This window comes from Bifidobacterium sp. UTCIF-38 (assembly GCF_006454495.1).
GTDB lineage: Bacteria > Actinomycetota > Actinomycetes > Actinomycetales > Bifidobacteriaceae > Bifidobacterium > Bifidobacterium callitrichos.
Genome location: NZ_JFAL01000024.1, coordinates 51,158 through 71,279 on the forward strand (window position 1 = coordinate 51,158; position 20,122 = coordinate 71,279).

Sequence of the window (20,122 nt, forward strand, 5' to 3'; positions counted from 1 at the left end):
TCAGTTCTCCTTGGTGATTGTTGTAGTGGTGATTGTGGTGGTTGCGGTTGCGGGGACGCCCAGCAGGTGTCCCATGCGCCGTTGCTTGGTGGACAGGTAGTTTGCGTCGTATGCGTTCGGCGGGATGACGATCGGCACGCGGGATGCGACGGCGACGCCGGCACGCTTCAGCTGCTCGATCTTGTCCGGGTTGTTCGTCATCAGGTTGACGGATGCGATGCCGAGATCGCGCAGCATGGCCGCTGCCGTGTCGTATTCGCGCGCGTCGGCGGGGAAGCCGAGCTTCAGGTTCGCGTCGAGCGTGTCGAAGCCCTGCTCCTGCAGCTCGTAGGTGCGCAGCTTGTTGAGAAGCCCGATGCCGCGGCCCTCCTGACTTAAGTAGAGGATCACGCCGCGGCCCGAGTCGGCCACGCGACGCATCGCCTCGTGCAGCTGCGGACCGCAATCGCAGCGCTGGGATCCGAACACGTCGCCGGTCATGCACTGCGAGTGGATGCGGCACAGCACGGGCGGAATCGCCGCCGCCGTATCGGATACGCCGGAGACGTTTTCCGCGTCGGCCATCGCGGCGAGGATGTCGTCGCCCATCATCAGCGCCACATGCTCACCGCCGTTCTCGGATTCGTAGCCGACCATCGTGAACCGTCCGTAGTCGGTAGGCAGATCCACCTGCGCGACGCGACGCACCACGCTCGGGAACGCGTGCGTGCGCCGGTACTCTTGCAGTTGGGCGATGGTGATGTACGCGAGATCGTGCTCGGCGGCGAACCGTTCGAGATCGCCGCGTCGCATCATCGTGCCGTCCTCCTTCATCATCTCGCAGCACAGGCCGCACGGCTCGAATCCGGCCAGCCGGGCCAGATCGACGGTCGCCTCGGTGTGTCCGTTGCGTTCCAGCACGCCGCCTTCGCATGCCACCAGCGGGAACATGTGTCCGGGGCGGCGGAAGTCCTCCGGCCGCGTATTCGGGTCAATGCAGGCCAGTGCGGTCAGCGAACGGTCGCGCGCGCTGATGCCGGTGGACGTGGTCACGTGGTCGATGGACACGGTGAACGCCGTGTGATGGTTGTCGGTGTTCGTGGCGACCATCGGCGCCAGTTCGAGGCGATCGGCCATCTCGGCGCTCATCGGCGTGCAGATGAGTCCCCGGCCGTGCGAGGCCATGAAGGCGATGTTGCTCGGCGTGGCGTAACGGGCGGCACAGATGAGGTCGCCCTCGTTCTCGCGCCCCTCGTCGTCCGCCACGACGACGATGCGTCCCGCCCGGATGTCACGGATCGCGCGTGCCACCTGATCGATGTTCGTGTGATCGGTGTTCAATGAAGTCATATTGTGTCCTTTGTCCGTGAAGAGGTTCGTGTGCATGTCAGAAGCCGTGCTCGATGAGGAAGTTCTCGGTGATCGCCCCGGATCCGCCGGAACCTCCCCTGTTGGCGTCGCCATCGCGCGACGGCAGTGCGAGTAGTCGGTCGACGTATTTCGCGATCGGATCGGTTTCGAGATTGACGATGTCGCCGACTCCGCGTTCGGCAAGCACCGTATTCGAGGCGGTGTGCGGGATGAGGGAGACGCCGAACGCGGTCTCCGTGACGGTCGTCACCGTCAGACTGATGCCCTCGACGGCGATCGACCCCTTCTCGGCGATGAACCGCATGAGCTCGTATGGCGCGCGGATCGTATAGACCTTCGCGATGCCGTCGGGCATGATCGACTCGACCGCGCCGGTGCCGTCGATGTGCCCGGAGACGATGTGTCCGGAGAAGCGGCCGTCGGCGGGCATCGCGCGTTCCACGTCGACATGGTCGCCGCGCCGTAAGGTCCCGAGGGAGGAGCGGCGCAGCGTCTCGTGCATCACGTCCGCGGTGAACGCCGTGCCATGTACGGCCGTCACGGTCAGGCATACGCCGTTGACGGCGATGCTTTCGCCGATGATCGTCCGATCGGTCACCACCACCGGCGAGTCGACGGTCAGATGCGCGAAATCGGCGCCACGATCCAATCGCACGACCATGCCCAGATCCTCAACGATTCCCGTGAACATACTCGACGCCTCCTTCGATGACGATGTCGCTGCCCACCGTGGCGACGGTGCGATCGATGATGCGGAAGGCGTCATCGGGAGCCTCGACCCCCTCGCCGCCCACCGGGCCGGGGGCGTTTCGCCCGCCGAACAGCTTCGGCGCGACGTAGGCGCTCACCTTGGACACCACATGATCCCGCAGCGCCGACCACGCCAGCGTTCCGCCGCCCTCGATCATCACGCTGTCCAATCCGCGCTCGCCGAGTGCCCTCACGATCCCGGCGACGCTCACGTGGTTGTCGTCGTCAGCGTCCACGCGAAGGATCTCGCATCCGGCCTCACGGTAGGGGAGCGTACGTTGCTCGTCGTCGACCGCCGTGGCGATGATCGTCGGCGTCTCGCGCGCGGTGGCGACGATCGCCGCGTCGATCGGCGTGCGCAAATGGGTGTCGCACACCACGCGCACCGGATCGTGACCGCCGTCGATGCGGCAGGTGAGCTGCGGATCGTCCGCCAGCACGGTGCCCACGCCCACCATGATCGAGGCGAACCTGCAGCGATCCTCGTGCACGCGATGGCGCGCATCCTCGCCGGTGATCCAACGGGAAAGGCCGGTCGAGGTGGCGATGCGGCCGTCCAGCGTCATCGCGTATTTGAGCATGACGAACGGCGTGCGCGTGGTGATGGAATGAAGGAAGATCTCGTTGAGCCGGTCGCACTCGTCCCGCAATACGCCTTCGACGACATCGATGCCGGCGTCGCGCAGCTGACGCACGCCCTTGCCGGCCACCAGAGGATTCGGATCGGGAGAGCCGACCACCACGCGGGCCAGTCCCGCATCGATGAGCGCCTTGGAGCACGGCGGCTGCTTGCCGGTATGGCAGCAGGGCTCCAACGTGACGTAGATGGTGGCGCCGCGAACGTCGACGCCCGCCCGTTTCGCGGCCTCAAGCGCGGCGCGTTCGGCATGCCAGCCGCCGAAATGATCATGATGACCGGTGGCGATGATCTCGCCATCGCGCACGATGACGGCGCCCACCATCGGATTCGGGTTGACCCTGCCCGCTCCGAGCCGCGCGTGGCGCAACGCCACGGACATGAAGTCCCTATCGTCCATGAGTCCCCTTTCCTTGCTCGATAGGGCATGTCCAGGGGTGTGTTTCATGGGGGAGGACATGGGCTCGCCTGCCGCAAGACGTCCGCGCGACCCTCCTGAAACGCAAAAACCCTGAAATCCATTGGATTTCAGGGCGTCGATCATGAGAGTACGCGCGAACGTCGGCCGACATTCGCATGTCTTCCGCAAACTTCTTCCATCCAGACTATGACTGTCGGTACCGGAATCTCACCGGTTCGGCCGCGCGATCACTCGCGAGGCTAGCGGACTGTACCGCCGATCGGGAATTTCACCCTGCCCTGAAGATGCATATTGATTTATCAGGGCACGACTATACAGGCGACCGCCTTCCGGACCGGGGTCGTCTCGGAATGTGGAATAGCCGTGCATCGGCTTGATACGGCGATTCGCCGTGATATAACGGTTTGCCGGCGCGGCGCTCGCCGTCGGCATAATCTCAGCAGGTATGGTCGTGGGACAGGAGGGGTCGGCGAGGGAAGCTGGACTCCGATACCTCGAAACATCGAAAAGGAGCATATGATGACCGATTCCACGACGATCGAACAGCCCGATGAATCCATCGAACGTGCCGATTGGCTGGCATGGAGGCGTCAACGTGAGGAGGGGCTGTGTGCGCCGTACGGATGGCTGTCCCAGACCGGACTGTACTGGCTGCAGGCGCTCGGCGGATTCAGGGCCGTCATTCCGGGCATCAATGGCGAATGGCTGTTACAGGATGGCGAGGTCATGTTCACGCCGCAGCCGTCCGTGGAAAGCGGCAGGGGTGCCGACAGTGCTGGCGACCAGTCCAACGCGCTGACGCTGGTGGATGCCAGGGGCGATCGCACCCCGATCACCGGCTCCGTGCGTGTGCCGAGCGACGCCACGGCGAACGGATCGTACGTCGAAGCCGGGCAGATCCGCGCCGCGGTGATCGAGCGCGGCGGCCGGTTCGGCATCCGCGTGCGGGACCCCGAATCGCCGTTCCGCCGTGATTTCACGGGCATCCCGGTCTATGACTTCGATCCGGCGTGGCGGATCGAGGGTCGGTTCGAGCCGTACGGCGAGTCGCAGGACACGGTGGTGAGCACCCGCGTCGAATGGCTGACGAGCACGCTTGAGGCCATCGGCGTGGTGCGCTTCGAGGCGCAGGGCGTCGAACAGCGTCTCATCGCGTTCGACGGCGGCGTGAAGGACGGCGCCCGCGAACTGTTCATCATCTTCCGTGATCCCACCAACGGCGACACCACCTACGGCAGCGGCCGGTTCCTCAACGCGACGGTCGCCGCGAATGCCGACGGCACCGACGGCGGCGCGTCGGACGTGCTGCTCGACTTCAACCGCGCCTTCAATCCGCCGTGCGCGTTCTCGCCCTACTGCACCTGCCCATTGGCCCCGGCCGAGAACACCGTGACCGTCCCCGTCACCGCCGGAGAACGCCACTGAGAGACCGGCGGCGTCCGTCAGCGGCTCTCACTCGGCCCGGCGGCCGCGGTCGCGGATGAACAGGGATGCGACGAGGCAGATCGCGCACACGATCGCCACGTCGCGGAACGAGGCGCGCATGCCGAAGGCGGAGGCGGCGGCCTCGTCCATGCCGTCCGCGGCGGCGCTTGCGGCATGCGTGTTCATGATGGTGATGAGCAGGGCGATGGCCATCGCGCCGGAGGTCTGACGCATCGTGTTGTTCATCGCGGTGCCGTGGGGGATGCGCTGACCGGGCAATTGATTCAGCGCGGCGGTGACCAGCGGCATCGAACTGAACGCGGAGCCGGCCAGCAGCACCGTGAAGTAGAGCGCGGGCTGCCACACCGGCGTGTGCTCGTTCATCGTGGCGAGCATCGCGGCCGCGGCGGTGAGCAGAGTGAAGCCGATCAGGGCGATCGGGCGTCCGCCGATGCGGTCGTACAGACGGCCGGCCACCGGGTTGAGCAGGCCCATCACAATGCCGCCGGGCATCATGATCAGACCGGATTCGAGCGCGTTGACGCCGAGGTCGTTCTGCAGATACAGCGGCAGCACGTTTTCGATGCCGATGAACGAGGCGAATCCGATCACCGACACGGTCAGGCACAGCGAGAACATCGGAATCGTGAAGATGCGGAAGTCGAGCATCGGCTGTTCGAGCCTGAACTGACGGACGATGAGCAGCGTCAATCCCACGACGCCGACCGCCAACGAAACCAATACCGTCACGCTGGCCCATCCGGCCTTGCCCGCGTCGGAGAAGCCGAACAGCACACCGCCGAAACCGAGCGTGGAGAGCACCGCGGACAGGACGTCGATGTGCGGTCTCGTCGGCTCGCCCACGTTGTACACGGTGAACCATGCGGCGATCAGCACGCATCCGGCGATCGCGACGAGGATCGCGAACATCCAACGCCAGCTGAGCCATTCGACCAGCAGCCCGGAGACGGTGGGGCCGAGCGCGGGGGCGAACGCGATGACCATGCCGAACATGCCCATCGCTTGGCCGCGGCGTTCGGGCGGGTAGACGCGGAACAGCACCGTCTGCAGCAGCGTCATGAGCACGCCCGCGCCGCACGCCTGCAGAATGCGTCCGGCCATCAGCAGTGCGAAGCTCGGTGCCAGTGCACAGGCCAGCGATCCGGCGAAGAACGTGCCCATCGCGTAGCCGAACAGCTGGCGCGTCGTGAAGGTCTCGATGAGAAACGCGGTGATCGGGATCATGATGCCGTTGGTGAGCATGAACCCGGTGGTGAGCCACTGCACGGTGCTGTTGGGCACGTCGAACTCGCGCATCAACGTGGGCAGAGCGGAGATCATCAGCGTCTGGTTGAGCACTGCGGCGAACGAGCCGATCATCAGCGTGATGATCATCGCCCCCGTGTTGGGGTGCGCGTTGGACGGTGCTGCTGCGTCGCGGGATTGGGGGGTTGTGGAGGTCGTGTTCATGGGTGCTTCATCCTTCATCTGGCGTACCTGCCGGCGGGGCTGCCACATATGTTGTGTGATCCGTGAGGTTGAACCGCATGACATTGTAGGCTCATCGCGTCCGGGGGACGTTGTTTTGCGTGCGCGATACGAACGCCATAAGGATTCCGTAAGGAAGGCATGACAGGTCAGCGGCGTGCTCCTATCCTGTATCGCAGGAGAAGGCGGCGGCATCTCGAGGAGAGGCAATGACCACAACGAACGACGTCCCTGCGATTTCCACACGTCATCTGACCAAACGATACGGCAGGGCGCGGGGCATCGAGGATGTGAACCTCACCGTGCGGCAGGGCGAGATCTTCGGCTTCATCGGGCCGAACGGCGCCGGCAAGTCGACGACGATCCGCACGCTGCTGGGGCTCATCCGCAGGACGAGCGGCGAGGCGTCCATCCTCGGACTCGATTGCGAGAAGGATCGCACGCGCATCCTCGAACAGGTGGGATACCTGCCCAGCGAGGTGTTCTACTACGACGGCATGCGCGCCCGCGACCTGCTCAAGTACGCGGCCGGCTTCTACCGCACGGACTGCTCGGCGCGCATCCGTGAGCTGTCCAAGCGGCTCGGACTGAACCTCGATCAGAAGGTCGAGGACATGTCACTCGGCAACCGCAAGAAGGTCGGCATCGTGCAGGGACTCATGCATTCGCCGAAGCTCATCATCCTCGACGAGCCGACCAGCGGCCTCGACCCGCTCGTCCAGCGCGCGTTCTTCGACCTCATCCGTGAGGAGAACGCCCGCGGCGCCACCGTCCTGTTCTCCTCGCACATCCTCTCCGAGGTGCAGCGCATCTGCGACCGCGTCGCCATCATCCGCGAAGGACGCATCGTCGCGGTCCGCAGCGTGGCCGACATGCGTCGGTCCGCGGTCAAGCGCGTGACGCTCGCACTGGGAGACGATTGCGCGTCCGCGGTGCACGCGCTCGAATCCACGCCCGGCGTCAGGTCGCTGAAAGCGGGAGGGGAAGACGGGGAGGCGAATACCGCCACGTTCCTCTACGAGGGCGACTGCAACGCGCTCATCGCGGCGCTCGCCGGCATGAGGCTCACGGATGTGGAGATCGCCGAACCGACGTTGGAGGAAGTGTTCATGCACTACTACCAGTCGGAGCCGGGCCGATGAGCGCGCCCATGGTAGGCGCGCCCGCACTGCACGTCTACGCCTTCGAGCTGAAGTCCCAGCTTCGTTCGTTCCTCATCGGCGTGGCGACTCTCCTCATCGTCACCATCCTGCTGCTTGCCGGTGCCTATCCGATCTACCGCGACTCCAAATCGAGCGTCGAACAGGTGATCGACGGATTCCCGCCGCAGTTCGCCGCACTGTTCGGCGTCAACGACGACGTATTCTCCTTCGGAGGCTTCTACCGGTTCAGCTCGCTCTACCTCATGCTGACCATGGCGATCATGGCCTGCGCATGGGGATTGGCGATCTTCGGCCGTGAGAAGCGAGCCAAGGACGCCGACTTCCTCTTCGTCATGCCGATATCGCGAATCGCCATCTATCTGGCCAAGCTCGCGGCCGGGCTCACGCTCGTCATCGTCGCCGGACTGGCATTCCTCGCCTCGGTGGCGCTGACCTACACCCGGTTCGGCGACGACCCCACCGCGACGTCCATCGCCCTGCCGCGCCTACTGCTCGCCGCCTCGTCATTGTTCGGTGTGGGGCTGCTGTTCCTTGCCATCGGAGCGCTGACGGCGGTGCTGCTAAGACGCATCCGCAGCGTGTCCGGCATCGCGACCGCATTCGGCATACTCGGATTCATGCTCGTCTGCCTGCCCGAGATGACCGGCGAGGACAAGTACCGCATCATCGCCCCGTTCACCTGGTTCAACGTGTCCGAAGCGCTCGACCACGGACGTTACGAGGCGGGCTATGTGGCTCTGTTCGCCGTGACGGTTCTCGTCTGTCTGATCGCCGGCGCCATCATGTACGTATCCGCAGGGTTCGGTTCGCTGCCGACGAAGGAGGATCCGCGAGCATGAACGACCACATTCGCATTGACCATAACCGCATCATCATCGACGGCAGGCAGTGGCTGCGCTGCGGACCGGTCGATCGCGTTCGATGACCATGGGAAGAGGAAGGAAGGGCGTCATGATGAAGACGCTGTTCGCCATGATCGCGCGCGAACTGAAGGCCAACATGAAGGTCTGGCTGATCTGGAGCGTGGTGATCATCCTGTTCAACATAGCCGGCGTGATGAAGTTCGAGGGCATCGCTGGCGGTGACGCCGACGCCGTGCGCAAACTCACCGACGCCTTCCCAAAGGTCGCGCTCGCCGTCATGGGCATCTCTGACCTTGACATGTCCACGTTCGCCGGATACTACGCGGTGATCGAGTTCTACACCGGCATCATGGCGGCCGTCTACACGGTCGCGCTCGCCCGCAACGCGGTGTCGCGCGAGATGACGGATGGGACCTACGAGTTCCTGTTCGTGCGGCCCGTCTCGCGTACCACGATTCTGAGCGCGAAACTCATGGCGGCATTGACGGATGCGATCGCGTTCGTCGCCGTCAACTGCATCTCGTCGCTGCTGTGCCTGCGACTGCTGGGCGATGTGCCCGGGCTCAATGACGCTACGGCCGCCACGGTGATCTGGCGGTTCTCCGTCTGGCTGTTCGTCATGATGCTGGTCTTCGGCGCGATCGGGGCCTGCGCGTCCGCGGCGTGCCCGCGCCCGGAGCAGGGGGCGTCCATCGGCAACGCCTCGGTGGTCGTGGCCTACGGTGCCGGCGTCGTCTTCGACATGTTCTCCGATCATGATGCGTCGGTCGTGGCGCGGGTTCTCTCCCCGTTCCGCTACTCCACGCCGCGTGAGGTGATCGACGGGCGGATGCCCGTGCCGTTCGCCGTGCTGGCAGTGCTGATCGTCGTGGTCGGGTTTGCGGCCGCGTACCGTCTGTTCGCCACGCGCGATCTGGCCGTGCGCTGATCGTGCTGGTCGATGCGCCGGATGTGCGGACCGAAGTGTGGATTCCAGTGCGACACGCCGAGTTTTGCGATCATGAAAAAGTGTGTAATATATCCACTCGTGCCTCACGAGAGTGAGAAACACACGGCCCCGTAGCTCAGTTGGTTAGAGCGCCGCCCTGTCACGGCGGAGGTCACCGGTTCAAGTCCGGCCGGGGTCGCCAGCAACGGGCTTCCGAATGATTCGGAAGCCCGTTTTCGTATCCGGTTCGGATCAGCGGCGAATCACGCCGCGTGCGCCATCTGCAGTTCGGCGGCGAGTCGATAGTAGCCGATGAGCTGATCGACCAACGCGGGCCACGTGCGGCTCTTGACGGCCGCAAGTCCGTTGAATCCCATGGTCTCGCGCAACGTGGGATCCTCGATCAGTCGCTCCACGCACGAACGTAGATCCTCCTCGTCGTCGGGATCGAACAGCAGGCCGGTTCTGCCGTCCGACACGAGATCGAGCGGTCCTCCGGCGGCCGGAGCCACGACCGGCAAACCGCTGGCCATCGCCTCCTGAATGGTCTGTCCGAACGTCTCCTCGGCCCCCGTATGCACGAACACGTCCAGCGCGGCGTATGCGTCGGCCAGCTCATCGCCGTGCAGCATGCCGGTGAACACCGCGTGCGGCAGGAGCTCCTGCAACTCCTCCTCGCAAGGGCCTCCGCCCACGATGACCAGACGCATGCCGAGCCCGTCCAGCGCCGCAAGGCGTTCGACCTGCTTCTCCGGGGCGAGTCGGCCGACGTATCCGATGACCGGTAGGGCCGTGCCGCCGCTCCACTTGTCGTGCAGCTGACGCACCTCGGCGCGTTCCCGGCGCCGCGGATTGAACAGCCACGAATCGACGCCGCGGCCCCACTGCCGGATGAGGTCCGGGGCAACGCCGAACGATTCGAGCCGTTCGGCGGCCTGCGTCGTGGGGGCGAGCGTCAGCGTCGCCATGTTGTGCATCTGGGCGATGCGTGCGCCCACGATCTGCTCCGCGCTTTCGCCCGAGGCCTTGCTGACCTTGCGTAGCCACCCGGTGTGCTTCGGCATGACGCCGTCGACGACGCCGTCCAGCGCCTCGCGGACGAACCGCCGAGCGTACTGGGCCACGTCGGTCTGGTAGATCGCCACCGTCGGCACGCCCATCTCCTCGCCGGCGATCAGCGCCGCATGTCCGAGCTTCGATATTGGCGCGGCCACGTGGATGACGTCCGGGCGGGGCAGTTCCTTGATGAGGCGTATCACCGACGTCTTCGTCGGTACGGCCACGTTGAAGTTCTGAATCGGCCATGACGGGGTCGTGTCCACGTTGTAGCCGTCGTATTCGCCGTCGTCGGGAGCGGGCTGCGGGCTGATGACGTGGGCGTCGAACCCGCGTTCGCAGAAGCGGTCGAGAATATGCTTCACGCTTCCGGAGACACCATTGGTCTGTTCCAGCGACGATTCGCTGACGACGAGTACCGAAAGCTTGCGCTCCTCATACGCGGTCTGGTGCGTAGGGGGTTGAATGCTCGATAACGGATGCGGTGCGGTGTCTATGACGGTCACGAACCCCAGTCTAAAAGCCGTATCGCCTCTCCGCGCGGGTGGAACGACGGTGTTCACGCCCATGTTGCGGTCTGTTCATGTGGTGGTCCGTCCCGTTACGTAATCCGGTACGTAGCGGGACGGATTCCATGATCGTTTGCGTGGGATCGATCGCGTGCGGTCAGTGCAGGGCGAGGTTCGCCGCGCCGATCAGACCGGCGTCCTGTCCGGCGGTCGCCGCGACGATCTTGGCGTGGCCGCGGTAGGCGCTGCCCTCAAGGAAACGCGCGTAGTTGTAGCGGGCCGGATCGAGCAGGATGTCGCCGACGGCCACCACGCCGCCGCCGATGACGAACAGGTCCGGGTCCAGCACCGCGGAGACGGCGGCCATCGTGCGGCCCAGCCACTCGCCGATCTTACCGAACGCGTACAGGCCGAGCACGTCGCCCTCCTGCGCCGCCTGGGAGACCATCGGCCCCTCCAGCTTGTTGACGTCGCCGCCGCACAGCTCCAGCAGGCGCTTGGCGTCCTGCGGACGGCGGCGCACGGCCGACTTCGCGAAGTGCTCCAGCGCGCTGCCGGACGTGTAGCGCTCGGCGCAGCCGCGCAGGCCGCAGCCGCAGGTGTCGCCATCCGGCACCATGGGCAGGTGGCCGAGCTCGGCGGCCATGCCGAAGGAGCCGCGGTAGAGATGGCCGTCGATGACGATCGCGCCGCCGAGACCGGTGCCGACGGTCAGCGCCACCATGTTGCGGCTGCCCTGGCCGGCGCCGTGCACGTATTCGCCCCAACCGGCGCAGTTGGCGTCGTTCTCGACGATGACCGGCACGGCGTGGTCGATGAGCGCCCCGACGTGCTCGGACAGATCGTAGTTGATCCACGCGGGGATGTTCGCGGCGATCGTGATGGTCTTGCGATCCGCTCCGACGTTGCCGGCCGCCGAGATGCCGATGGCCTCGATGTCGTCGTGGCCCGAGGCGACGGCCTGATGGTAGATGTCGGCGATGTGCTGGTTGATGGCATCGGCGTCCATCGGCGTGGGAACCCTCCAGCGCTGGATGATGCTATCGTTTGCGTCGCACACGGCCGCGGCGATCTTCGTTCCTCCGATATCGATTGCCAACGTGGTCATCGCTTCTCCTTTGATTGCTCCATTAGGCTGTTTCACTTGTGAAAGTGTAGTGATACCGGGTGATTGCGAGTGACCTTTCGGCATGTTTCGCCAGTGTCTACGCATGATTTGCGTCAAATGTCACCAGCCGTTCACTTATGGAAAAGCCTGATCGACGGGGATTGGCAGGGGAGGGCGGCGCTGATTGACGTACGTTTACATTGCAAACGTTGCCACTTAGCGGGTCCATTCGATGTATTGCGTGACGATCACGCTGCCCTGACGTGGAGCAGCTCCGCCAGTTCGCGCTCGAGCTCGTCGATGCGATGCAGCTGCCGGGCGATGAGCAGGTCGCGCGGATCCGGAGCTGTCGCTTCGGACGCATTCGTCGGGGTGTATTGCGTGGCGTCCAGAATATCCATGGCGTTCATCGCGTCCGTCGCATCGATCGTGTCCGTGTTCGTGTTCGCGTCGGTGCGGATCGGGCGCATCCCGCCGCGGCTGTCGAGACCGCGGCCATCAAGACCGGGCGTGCGTGGGTACGCCGGCACATCGTGAAGGTCGCGCCAGCGGGCGAAGCTGCGTTCGATGCGCTTGTATCCGACGATCTTGGGATCGAGTCCCGCCTCTCGGAACAGGCCTGTCGGGCTGTCGCCCTGAATGTAGCGTTCCAGACACTGCGTCTTGAATGCGTCGGTGTAGGTGATGCGGGTCGCGGTCACGTGCTCGACCGCCGGAAGCGATTCGAGATACGTGATCTGCTCCTTGGTGAACGTCATTGTCTGCCGCCCTTTCGATGCTCCGATGTCTGTTGCCGATATACCCCAACTCGTGTCTTCGGTCGTGCCTTGCGGCTGTATTGCCGTAGGTGATTCGAGTCCGTAGGATGATCAACCACATGGTACATTCCGCAATGTGGTTAACGCTAACGGTTTGATAACAATTTCATATATATGTACGCATGCTGGGCGGATCGGGCAGCTGGCCGGCGAGTGACGTGCGTTCCGGTTATCCACCGCGTCGTCCACCGTATCCACAGGTTTCGTGCCGACGTTTGTTCCCCTGTCGGATACCTCCTAATGTGGCATGCACGAGGAGAACGATGGCGTTCTCCCACAAGCCTTCACAGGGGAAGGAAACGATCATGACGATGAGCGAGACGACGATGTGCGAGCGCGACGATTGGGGAGCCCCCGCCTCCATCCCCGCGTTTCATGTGGCGAGCATGTTCCGACGGGCCGATCCGGAATCCTATGATGACGCGAGACGCGAGTTCTTCATCCAGGTGAACCTCAATCCGTTCCGCACGCGCAGCGAGGAGTTCCATCAGAGGATGGAGGACGCGTTCGACCAGTGGTTCACCTTCGACTATCACCTCGATCAGCTCGGTCTGACGCCGTTCGCGGTGGCCTCCGCCTACGCGCGTGACGAGAACGAGACCGTGGGGGAGCGCGGCTACGCGGAGCTGTGCGAGACGTCGCGGACGAACTTCGCCTCATGGTTCTGGGTGCGGGAGGCGAACGCCGCCGAATCACGGATCGTGCTGGAGGACGTGATCAACGGCGGCATATACGGCGTGCGCGACTTCGCGACGGCCGCGGCGTTCGACGGCGCCAAGGGCGGGGCCGTGGTGGTGCGCATCGCCCGCGTGCGCGGCGCATGGCGTATGGTCGGCGACCCGCTGTTCCAGGCCCGAAAGCCCGATTCCGCGCGATTCCGCCTGCATCTGGCCTCATGCCTGCGTACGTGGGACCCGAAGTTCATCGATCTGGTGCGATTGCTGTTCGGGTGTGACCCGCATCTCAAGCTTGATCTGAAGGACATGCGCTGGTGATCCCGTCATCGGGTCTGGCGCGTCCGCTCCATGGAGAACAGTGAGGGCTTCGCGGTCAACGTCGACCGCGAAGCCCTCCGTCTATAGGGCGATTGCAGATGCATCGCCCTCACTGCGCTTCGCTGGATGGGTGCCGATCAGTACTTGTTGGCGCCCTCACCCACGAAGTTCACCTGGAAGCCGCGCTGGTAGTGCAGGAACATGCTGGCGCCGTAGCGGTCAACCGGACGGTGGGTGAACAGCATGCGGATCGCGAACGCGGTCTGCACGTCCTCCGGCAGCGCGAGGAACGCCTTGTGGGCGTCCCAGTAGGGCTCACGCACGATGGCCGCATCCGGCACGTAGGCGTAGCCGTAGCCGTCGTCGTTCACGTAGCCCATGAACGGCAGATCCCAGGCGTCGTAGCGGGTGAGCTTGGCCTTGTAGTCCTCGACTTCGGCGATCGCCTCGTCGCTGATGCCGAACGACTTGGCGACCTTGTTGGCCTCGGCGGTCTTCTCCTCCGGGGTCTTGTCGAACATATCGAAGTTGACGGTGATGACCTTCTTATTGTCCTCTGCCATGATGTTCCCTTCCTACGAGAAATCGAACAGGCAAAATGTTCGATTCTGATAGCGCGTTATGTACGTCTATGACGTTATCGATTGGCTGCAACAGGCGTTCAGGTGAACGTCCGAGACCTAAGAATAGCACTGCGAAATGTTTCAAATCGGTGAAGTGGTGCGATTTTCTGTCTCGTTAACCCTTAGGTAACCAGTTTGGTTGGTATTGTTCGTCAGGTTGAGTTTCTGTTCATATTCCCGCTCAAATGAACAGTGAGCTTGATAGTTTTGAGGTCGAAACGAACATTTGTGTGTGATCCGATGTGCCAGTCCGGCGTGTCGTGATGCCGTGGCGTTCGGGCGCCTGCCGTGTTTCTCCGTCCCGGCCCTCGGTAGAATATGTGCGTCCGCCCCCGTAGCTCAGTCGGTTAGAGCAGCACCCTTATAAGGTGTGGGTCCTGGGTTCAAGTCCCAGCGGGGGCACCGTGCGGGGGCATCGTGCCGCCGGAGGCACTGTGCCGGCGTGTTGTCGGTGCATTCGTCTAGTATTCCGTAGGTTCCGGTTCACGCCAGCCAGAGGGGCATGGCGACCCGGGTCACCTGAATTCCTTAGGAGACATTATGAAGCAGGGTATTCATCCCGATTACCATGCCGTCGAGGTCCTGTGCTCGTGCGGCAACACCTTCGTCACCCGTTCCACCTACAACGGTGACCACATGACGGTTGACGTGTGCTCGAAGTGCCACCCGTTCTACACCGGCAAGCAGAAGATTCTCGACACCGGCGGCCGCGTCGCCCGCTTCGAGAAGCGCTACGGCAAGAGGACCAAGTAGCATACTTCACGCCAGCCCATCAGGTCCGGCGCGCATCCGCGCGAACCGGCCGGGGCTGGCTTTTTCATATCTTCTCCGCATTCGCCGTCATCCGCGGCGGGATGCGACCCGAAACGACAATCACAGGCAACACGGCAGGACGGTAAGGAAGGCTGCATGGCAGACGAACAGTTCCCCGCGGCGGCGACCGCGCTGGAGGAGTACAGGTCCATCGAGGAGCAGATGGCCAGCCCCGAAGTGGTGACGGACCCGGACAAGATGCGCAAGCTCGGACGGCGCCACGCCGAACTCGGCGCCATCGTCTCCGCATACCAGAGGTATCTCGGCATCCGTGACGATCTCGAGGCCGCGCGTGAGATGGCCGACGACGACCCCGACTTCGCCGAGGAGGCCAAGCGACTCGAAGCCGAACTGCCCCAGGCCGAGGAGAAGCTGCGCACCGCGCTGATCCCGCGTGATCCCGACGACGCGCGTGACGTCATCATGGAGATCAAGGCCGGCACCGGCGGCGAAGAGGCCGCGCTGTTCGCCGGCGACCTGCTGCGCATGTACACCCGATACGCCGAAAAGCGCGGTTGGACCGTCACCATCCAGTCCGAGAACGGCACCGAGCTCGGCGGCGTCAAGGACGTGCAGGTCGCCATCCGCGCCAAGGGCACGCCCGCCCCCGAGGACGGCGTGTGGGCATCGCTCAAGTACGAGGGCGGCGTCCATCGCGTCCAGCGCATCCCCGTCACCGAATCGCAGGGGCGCATCCAGACATCCGCGGCCGGCGTGATCGTCTTCCCGGAGGCCGACGAGGACGACGACGAGATCGAGATCGATCCCAAGGACCTGAAGATCGACATCTTCATGAGCTCCGGCCCCGGCGGCCAGTCCGTGAACACCACGTACTCCGCCGTGCGCATGACGCACATCCCCACCGGCATCGTCGTGAGCATGCAGGACGAGAAGTCGCAGATCCAGAACCGCGCCTCCGCACTGCGCGTGCTCAAATCGCGACTGCTCGCGATGAAGCACGAGCAGGAGGCCGCCGAGGCCGCCGACATGCGTCACTCCCAGGTGCGCTCGCTCGACCGGTCCGAACGCATCCGCACGTACAACTTCCCGGAGAACCGCATCGTCGATCATCGTACGAACTACAAGGCGTACAACCTCGATCAGGTGCTCGACGGGGATCTGCAGGCGGTCATCGACTCGGACATTCAGGCCGACGAGGCCGAACGTCTCGCCAAGCAGCAGTGATCGCTTGACCGGTGTGGTGCGGCTTATACGGTGCTCGACACACTCAAGGCCGTTCGGCCAAGCCTACGGTCGAGCACCGTATAAGCCGCACCACACCTCGTTCGTATTTCAAGTTGCGTTTTTGACAGGGGAGAGAGGTTTTGTGTCCCTGAATGAGGTGGTGAAGGCCGCTGCGGCTGTGTTGCGAGCGGCGGGGATCGAGACGCCGGAACATGATGCGAAGCTGCTGATGGCCGAGGCGGCCGGTGACGGCATTGAGCTGCGCGATGTCGACAAGGCGCTGCTGATGGGCGATGACCTCGCCTTCGACGCCGCGCGGTTCGATGCGATGGTCGCGAGGCGGGCGAAGCGCGAGCCGCTGCAGCATATCGTGGGCCACGCGCCGTTCAGGTATCTCGATCTCGCGGTCGGGCCGGGAGTGTTCATTCCCCGTCCGGAGACCGAGACCGTAGTGCAGGCGGGATTGGACTGGATCACGCGGCAGGGCATGTACCATCCGCGCGTCGTCGACCTGTGTGCAGGGTCCGGCGCGATCGGGCTCGCCGTCGCAAGCGAGGTTCCCGGCGCCGAGGTGTGGGCCGTCGAACTGTCGGCCGAGGCGTATGCGTGGACCGAGCGCAATCATGTGCGCGTCGCGCGGGCGTACCCGTCGGTCGCCGGCAACTACCATCTGGAACGCGGCGACGCGACCAGCCCGCTGACGCTGCCGCAGCTCGACGGCACCGTCGACATCGTCATCACCAACCCGCCGTACGTGCCGCTCGATCAGGTGCCGGAACAGCCCGAGGTGCGCGACTTCGATCCGGACATGGCTCTGTACGGTGGGTCGGCGGACGGCGTGCTCATCCCCGAGCGGATCATCCTGCGCGCGGCCGGACTGCTGCACGCAGGTGGCGCGCTCGTCATGGAGCACGACATCTCGCAGGGCGATCGGCTCGTCGCCTTCGCGCGCGCCAACGGCTTCACCGAGGGGCGCACCGACAACGACTGGACCGGTCGCCCCCGTTTCCTCTTCGCCGTCAAAGGCTGAAACGGTCCCGTCCCTACTGCGCGTACTCCTGATAGACGCTGGCGTCCCTGTCGGTGATGGTCTTGATGACGTGCGCGGGGTTGCCGACGGCCACCGAGTTGGCCGGAATGTCCTTCGTGACCACCGCGCCCGCGCCGATCACGCAGCCGTCGCCGATGGTCACGCCGCCCAGCACCGTCACGTTGCCACCGAACCAGCAGTTCGAGCCGATCGTGATCGGCTCGCCGTACTCGTAGTCGTAGGCGGTGCCGTCGGCGCGCCTGCGCACGTTGCGATCCTGCCAGCGCAGCGGGTGCATCGGCGGCAGCAGCGAGACGTTCGGACCGAACAGCACGTCGTCGCCGATCGTCACCGGCGCGCAGTCGAGCACGGTGAAGTTGAAGTTCGCGAATACGCGGTCGCCGATCGTCGTATGGCATCCGTAGTCGAAGAACACCGGGCCCATCACGTCGAGATTCTCGCCGTGACCGGGCAGCAGCTCGTCGAGGATCGCCCTGCGCGTCGCATCGTCGTGACGCGACGTGGCGTTGAACCGGGTGCACAGGTCGCCGGCATTGCGGCGCAGATCGTCGAGCTCGGCGTCGGACGCGTCGTACAGTCTGCCGGCGAGCATCTCCTCGCGCTCCGAGCGACGCGGCGTGCGCAGCTCGATGGGCGGGATGCGGAACGGGGCGGCGGCGCCGAGGTCCGTGGTGGGCGTGGGCTGATCGGTCATCTGATCGGTCATCTGATCGGTCATAAGTGATGGCTCCTTTGCATGATGTGTACATGCTGCGTGCATGCTGTGTGCATGGTGCGTATGCGTGCCGCATACGGTTTTTGATGATTGTCATCCGTCGCCTACACATCGTAATGTACGCCCGTACATAATGGACGTCCGTCGCGTGGCGTTACGATCGGCCGCCGTGATTCGTGCTGCGGTCCGTGCGCAATGATGCAATGATAGATTGTGTGCCGATCCATGGGTCAGACGGATAGCGGTGACCATATGGACGCAAGAATGGATGAAGGACGATGAGCGAGACGACGGACGGGCGGAGGACGATGATGACGCGGATCGAGAAGGAGAGCAAGCGATGAGTGAGATTCTTGCGGTGAACGACGAGGCGCTCGTCAAGGCGGCCGAGATCATCAGGGACGGCGGACTGGTGGTCATCCCCACGGACACCGTGTACGGCATCGCCGGCGACCCGCGCAACGGCAGGGCCATCGACCGCATCTACGAGCTGAAGCGCCGCCCGCGGTTCAAGGCGCTGCAGGTGCTGCTCGCCGACATCGACCAGCTCGACGAGCTCGACCTCGCGCTGCCCGCACCGCTCAACCGGCTCGCCGCGCGGTTCCTGCCCGGAGCGTTCTCGCCGATCGCCGTCGCGAAGGACGGATGCACCCTGCGCACGCTCGCGAAGGACGGCACGCAGGGCGTGCGCGTGCCCAATTCGACGCTGTGCCTCAAGGCGCTCAAGGCGCTGGGCCCGCTGGCCGCATCCAGCGCGAACCTGTCCGGCGGCGAGAGCGCGCAGAGCGTCGCCGAGGCGGTCGAGGCGTTCGGCGACGCCGTGCCGCTGTATCTGGACGGCGGCAGCACGCCCGGGCACGTGGCCAGCACCGTCGTTGCCGCCGACCCGCACGAGCGCGACGGCATCCGCATCCTTCGGGAGGGCGTGATCCCGCAGTCGGCGATCCGCGAGGCGCTCCACGTCAACGGCGGAGGGCTCGGCGCATGAGGATCTACCTGTTCATCGCCGCCATCGCGGGCGGTGCCACCTACCTGTTCACTCCGATCATCCGTCACATCGCCATCGAGATCGGCGCCGTCGGCAAGGTGCGTGCTCGTGACGTACACACCATCCCCACCCCGCGCATGGGCGGACTCGGCATGCTGCTCGGCTTCGCCGTCGCCATGCTGTTCGCCAGCCACATCCCGTTCATCCAGGGGCTGTTCGAAAGCACGCGGCAGGCGTGGGTGGTGCTGATCGGCGCGGCCCTGATCTGTCTGCTCGGCATGGCCGACGATCTGTGGGATCTTGACTGGATGCTCAAGATGGCAGGGCAGTTGCTCATCTCCGTGTTCGTCGCATGGGGAGGACTGCAGATCATCTCGCTGCCGTTGGGATCGCTCGTCACCGCATCCCCCAGTCTGTCGATGGCGATCACCGCGTTCCTCATCGTCGCGTCGATCAACGCGGTCAACTTCGTCGACGGACTCGACGGACTGGCCTCCGGCATCGTAGCGATCGGCGGCATCGCCTTCGCGATCTACTCCTATATACTGGCGCGCACCTCGCCCTCGTACGCGTCGATGGCCACGCTCATCGACGTGGCGCTCGTCGGCATCTGCGTCGGATTCATCCTGCACAACTGGCATCCGGCGAAGCTGTTCATGGGCGATTCCGGTTCGATGCTCCTCGGCTATCTCATCACCTGCGCGTCGATCGTGATGACCGGGCGCATCGACCCGGCTTCGGTGCACACCAGTATCTATCTGCCGGTGTTCATGCCGATCCTGCTGCCGATCCTCGTGCTCTTCCTGCCGGTGCTCGACATGTGTCTGGCGATCGTGCGACGTCTGTCGAAGGGGCAGTCGCCGATGCACCCCGACCGCATGCACCTGCATCACCGCATGCTCCGGATCGGCCACACCGTGCAGGGCGCCGTGACGATCCTGTGGGCGTGGGCCGCGCTCATCGCCTTCGGATCCCTGATGATCCTGTTCTTCAAGGCGTGGCACGTCCTCATCGGCATGGCGGTGGTCGGAGCGGTGCTCGCCGTGGTCACGATGTACCCGTACCTGAAACGCCGCATCCCCGAGATCCGCGCCGAAAACGAAGGCGCCAAACACGTGCGTAACGGCAAGTGAGATCCCTCCTTCTGGGAGCGGACAATCGAACGGAAGCCTGATGAACGGCAGTAAAACTCCGGAAGAACGGATGCGGAACGCCCATAGGCGATTGTGGTTTCCT

The 20,122-nt window shown here is 64.5% G+C and carries 19 protein-coding genes, 2 tRNA genes and 1 riboswitch; of the genes, 12 read left to right on the forward strand and 9 right to left on the reverse strand.

What is annotated here, in order from left to right; translation table 11 throughout:
* From ribB to ribD, 3 genes are read right to left on the reverse strand one after another with little or no spacing between them, the layout of a single operon-like run.
* On the reverse strand, nt 1-1,329 hold the full coding sequence (ribB, locus tag BW11_RS08760; RefSeq protein ID WP_140445528.1) for a 3,4-dihydroxy-2-butanone-4-phosphate synthase: 1,329 nt from the start codon (nt 1,327-1,329) through the stop codon (nt 1-3).
* A 37-nt stretch (nt 1,330-1,366) separates the two neighbouring features.
* Nucleotides 1,367-2,041 (reverse strand): riboflavin synthase, encoded by a 675-nt coding sequence (locus BW11_RS08765; RefSeq protein WP_140445527.1) that lies wholly within the window; start codon nt 2,039-2,041, stop codon nt 1,367-1,369.
* Nucleotides 2,022-3,137, reverse strand: a complete 1,116-nt coding sequence (gene ribD / locus BW11_RS08770) for a bifunctional diaminohydroxyphosphoribosylaminopyrimidine deaminase/5-amino-6-(5-phosphoribosylamino)uracil reductase RibD (protein WP_140445526.1) — start codon at nt 3,135-3,137, stop codon at nt 2,022-2,024. The genes BW11_RS08765 and ribD overlap by 20 nt, the downstream gene beginning before the upstream one ends.
* A 184-nt stretch (nt 3,138-3,321) precedes the next feature.
* Nucleotides 3,322-3,448, reverse strand: a riboswitch (FMN riboswitch).
* Between the two features lie 229 nt (nt 3,449-3,677).
* Here ribD and BW11_RS08775 point away from each other — a divergent pair.
* Entirely contained in the window at nt 3,678-4,583 is a 906-nt protein-coding gene (locus tag BW11_RS08775; RefSeq protein WP_181162581.1) for a DUF1684 domain-containing protein, read from the forward strand.
* 27 nt (nt 4,584-4,610) lie between these two features.
* On the opposite strand, the gene BW11_RS08780 is transcribed toward BW11_RS08775, so the two are convergent.
* Nucleotides 4,611-6,053 carry an MDR family MFS transporter gene (locus BW11_RS08780; RefSeq protein ID WP_181162580.1) on the reverse strand — a complete coding sequence of 481 codons (1,443 nt, stop codon included), beginning with the start codon at nt 6,051-6,053 and terminating at the stop codon, nt 4,611-4,613.
* A 227-nt stretch (nt 6,054-6,280) separates the two neighbouring features.
* Here BW11_RS08780 and BW11_RS08785 point away from each other — a divergent pair, with 227 nt between their 5' ends.
* The 4 genes from BW11_RS08785 (at nt 6,281) to BW11_RS08800 (ending at nt 9,227) form a co-directional block, all read left to right on the forward strand.
* Nucleotides 6,281-7,213 (forward strand): ABC transporter ATP-binding protein, encoded by a 933-nt coding sequence (locus BW11_RS08785; RefSeq protein WP_140445523.1) that lies wholly within the window; start codon nt 6,281-6,283, stop codon nt 7,211-7,213.
* The gene (locus BW11_RS08790) at nt 7,210-8,073 is read left to right on the forward strand and encodes an ABC transporter permease subunit (RefSeq protein WP_140445522.1); all 864 of its coding nucleotides are present in this window, start codon (nt 7,210-7,212) and stop codon (nt 8,071-8,073) included. The genes BW11_RS08785 and BW11_RS08790 overlap by 4 nt, the downstream gene beginning before the upstream one ends.
* Nucleotides 8,074-8,185: 112 nt before the next feature.
* Nucleotides 8,186-9,025, forward strand: coding sequence for an ABC transporter permease subunit (locus BW11_RS08795; RefSeq protein WP_181162579.1), 840 nt, complete (start codon nt 8,186-8,188; stop codon nt 9,023-9,025).
* A gap of 125 nt (nt 9,026-9,150) precedes the next feature.
* Nucleotides 9,151-9,227 (forward strand) — tRNA-Asp (locus BW11_RS08800).
* Nucleotides 9,228-9,288: 61 nt separating this feature from the next.
* On the opposite strand, the gene BW11_RS08805 is transcribed toward BW11_RS08800, so the two are convergent.
* The 3 genes from BW11_RS08805 to BW11_RS08815 all read right to left on the reverse strand — a co-directional run bounded on the left by BW11_RS08805 (nt 9,289) and on the right by BW11_RS08815 (nt 12,456).
* Nucleotides 9,289-10,587 carry a glycosyltransferase family 1 protein gene (locus tag BW11_RS08805; RefSeq protein WP_181162578.1) on the reverse strand — a complete coding sequence of 433 codons (1,299 nt, stop codon included), beginning with the start codon at nt 10,585-10,587 and terminating at the stop codon, nt 9,289-9,291.
* Nucleotides 10,588-10,747: 160 nt separating this feature from the next.
* Nucleotides 10,748-11,698: an ROK family glucokinase gene (locus BW11_RS08810; protein ID WP_107043633.1), complete on the reverse strand. Its 951-nt coding sequence runs from the start codon at nt 11,696-11,698 to the stop codon at nt 10,748-10,750.
* Between the two features lie 248 nt (nt 11,699-11,946).
* Nucleotides 11,947-12,456, reverse strand: coding sequence for a hypothetical protein (locus tag BW11_RS08815; protein ID WP_140445520.1), 510 nt, complete (start codon nt 12,454-12,456; stop codon nt 11,947-11,949).
* Nucleotides 12,457-12,821: 365 nt separating this feature from the next.
* Here BW11_RS08815 and BW11_RS08820 point away from each other — a divergent pair, with 365 nt between their 5' ends.
* Nucleotides 12,822-13,511, forward strand: coding sequence for a hypothetical protein (locus tag BW11_RS08820; RefSeq protein WP_107043631.1), 690 nt, complete (start codon nt 12,822-12,824; stop codon nt 13,509-13,511).
* Between the two features lie 137 nt (nt 13,512-13,648).
* Here BW11_RS08820 and BW11_RS08825 read toward each other — a convergent pair whose 3' ends face one another.
* Nucleotides 13,649-14,074, reverse strand: a complete 426-nt coding sequence (locus BW11_RS08825) for a hypothetical protein (protein ID WP_043164900.1) — start codon at nt 14,072-14,074, stop codon at nt 13,649-13,651.
* Nucleotides 14,075-14,462: 388 nt separating this feature from the next.
* Between BW11_RS08825 and BW11_RS08830 the strand changes: the two genes are divergently transcribed.
* From BW11_RS08830 to prmC, 4 genes are all read left to right on the forward strand, one after another.
* Nucleotides 14,463-14,536, forward strand: a tRNA-Ile gene (locus BW11_RS08830).
* 138 nt (nt 14,537-14,674) lie between these two features.
* Entirely contained in the window at nt 14,675-14,887 is a 213-nt protein-coding gene (rpmE, locus tag BW11_RS08835; RefSeq protein ID WP_043164901.1) for a 50S ribosomal protein L31, read from the forward strand.
* A 156-nt stretch (nt 14,888-15,043) separates the two neighbouring features.
* Complete coding sequence (gene prfA / locus BW11_RS08840; protein ID WP_107043630.1) at nt 15,044-16,132, forward strand: peptide chain release factor 1; 1,089 nt, start codon at nt 15,044-15,046, stop codon at nt 16,130-16,132.
* Nucleotides 16,133-16,274: 142 nt separating this feature from the next.
* Entirely contained in the window at nt 16,275-17,162 is an 888-nt protein-coding gene (prmC, locus tag BW11_RS08845; RefSeq protein WP_140445519.1) for a peptide chain release factor N(5)-glutamine methyltransferase, read from the forward strand.
* Between the two features lie 13 nt (nt 17,163-17,175).
* Here prmC and BW11_RS08850 read toward each other — a convergent pair whose 3' ends face one another.
* Nucleotides 17,176-17,877, reverse strand: coding sequence for a sugar O-acetyltransferase (locus tag BW11_RS08850; protein WP_375137656.1), 702 nt, complete (start codon nt 17,875-17,877; stop codon nt 17,176-17,178).
* A gap of 361 nt (nt 17,878-18,238) precedes the next feature.
* Here BW11_RS08850 and BW11_RS08855 point away from each other — a divergent pair, with 361 nt between their 5' ends.
* The gene (locus BW11_RS08855) at nt 18,239-18,886 is read left to right on the forward strand and encodes an L-threonylcarbamoyladenylate synthase (RefSeq protein WP_140445518.1); all 648 of its coding nucleotides are present in this window, start codon (nt 18,239-18,241) and stop codon (nt 18,884-18,886) included.
* Nucleotides 18,883-20,019, forward strand: a complete 1,137-nt coding sequence (locus BW11_RS08860; protein WP_140445517.1) for an MraY family glycosyltransferase — start codon at nt 18,883-18,885, stop codon at nt 20,017-20,019. The genes BW11_RS08855 and BW11_RS08860 overlap by 4 nt, the downstream gene beginning before the upstream one ends.
* The last annotated feature ends 103 nt before the right edge of the window (nt 20,020-20,122 follow it).

Coding starts and splice junctions, on each gene's coding strand:
- ribB (WP_140445528.1), bottom strand. CDS start 1,329: ATGACTTCATTGAACACCGATCACACGAACATCGATCAGGTGGCACGC.
- BW11_RS08765 (WP_140445527.1), bottom strand. CDS start 2,041: ATGTTCACGGGAATCGTTGAGGATCTGGGCATGGTCGTGCGATTGGAT.
- ribD (WP_140445526.1), bottom strand. CDS start 3,137: ATGGACGATAGGGACTTCATGTCCGTGGCGTTGCGCCACGCGCGGCTC.
- BW11_RS08775 (WP_181162581.1), top strand. CDS start 3,678: ATGACCGATTCCACGACGATCGAACAGCCCGATGAATCCATCGAACGT.
- BW11_RS08780 (WP_181162580.1), bottom strand. CDS start 6,053: ATGAACACGACCTCCACAACCCCCCAATCCCGCGACGCAGCAGCACCG.
- BW11_RS08785 (WP_140445523.1), top strand. CDS start 6,281: ATGACCACAACGAACGACGTCCCTGCGATTTCCACACGTCATCTGACC.
- BW11_RS08790 (WP_140445522.1), top strand. CDS start 7,210: ATGAGCGCGCCCATGGTAGGCGCGCCCGCACTGCACGTCTACGCCTTC.
- BW11_RS08795 (WP_181162579.1), top strand. CDS start 8,186: ATGATGAAGACGCTGTTCGCCATGATCGCGCGCGAACTGAAGGCCAAC.
- BW11_RS08810 (WP_107043633.1), bottom strand. CDS start 11,698: ATGACCACGTTGGCAATCGATATCGGAGGAACGAAGATCGCCGCGGCC.
- BW11_RS08815 (WP_140445520.1), bottom strand. CDS start 12,456: ATGACGTTCACCAAGGAGCAGATCACGTATCTCGAATCGCTTCCGGCG.
- BW11_RS08820 (WP_107043631.1), top strand. CDS start 12,822: ATGACGATGAGCGAGACGACGATGTGCGAGCGCGACGATTGGGGAGCC.
- BW11_RS08825 (WP_043164900.1), bottom strand. CDS start 14,074: ATGGCAGAGGACAATAAGAAGGTCATCACCGTCAACTTCGATATGTTC.
- rpmE (WP_043164901.1), top strand. CDS start 14,675: ATGAAGCAGGGTATTCATCCCGATTACCATGCCGTCGAGGTCCTGTGC.
- prfA (WP_107043630.1), top strand. CDS start 15,044: ATGGCAGACGAACAGTTCCCCGCGGCGGCGACCGCGCTGGAGGAGTAC.
- BW11_RS08850 (WP_375137656.1), bottom strand. CDS start 17,877: ATGACCGATCAGCCCACGCCCACCACGGACCTCGGCGCCGCCGCCCCG.
- BW11_RS08855 (WP_140445518.1), top strand. CDS start 18,239: ATGAGTGAGATTCTTGCGGTGAACGACGAGGCGCTCGTCAAGGCGGCC.
- BW11_RS08860 (WP_140445517.1), top strand. CDS start 18,883: ATGAGGATCTACCTGTTCATCGCCGCCATCGCGGGCGGTGCCACCTAC.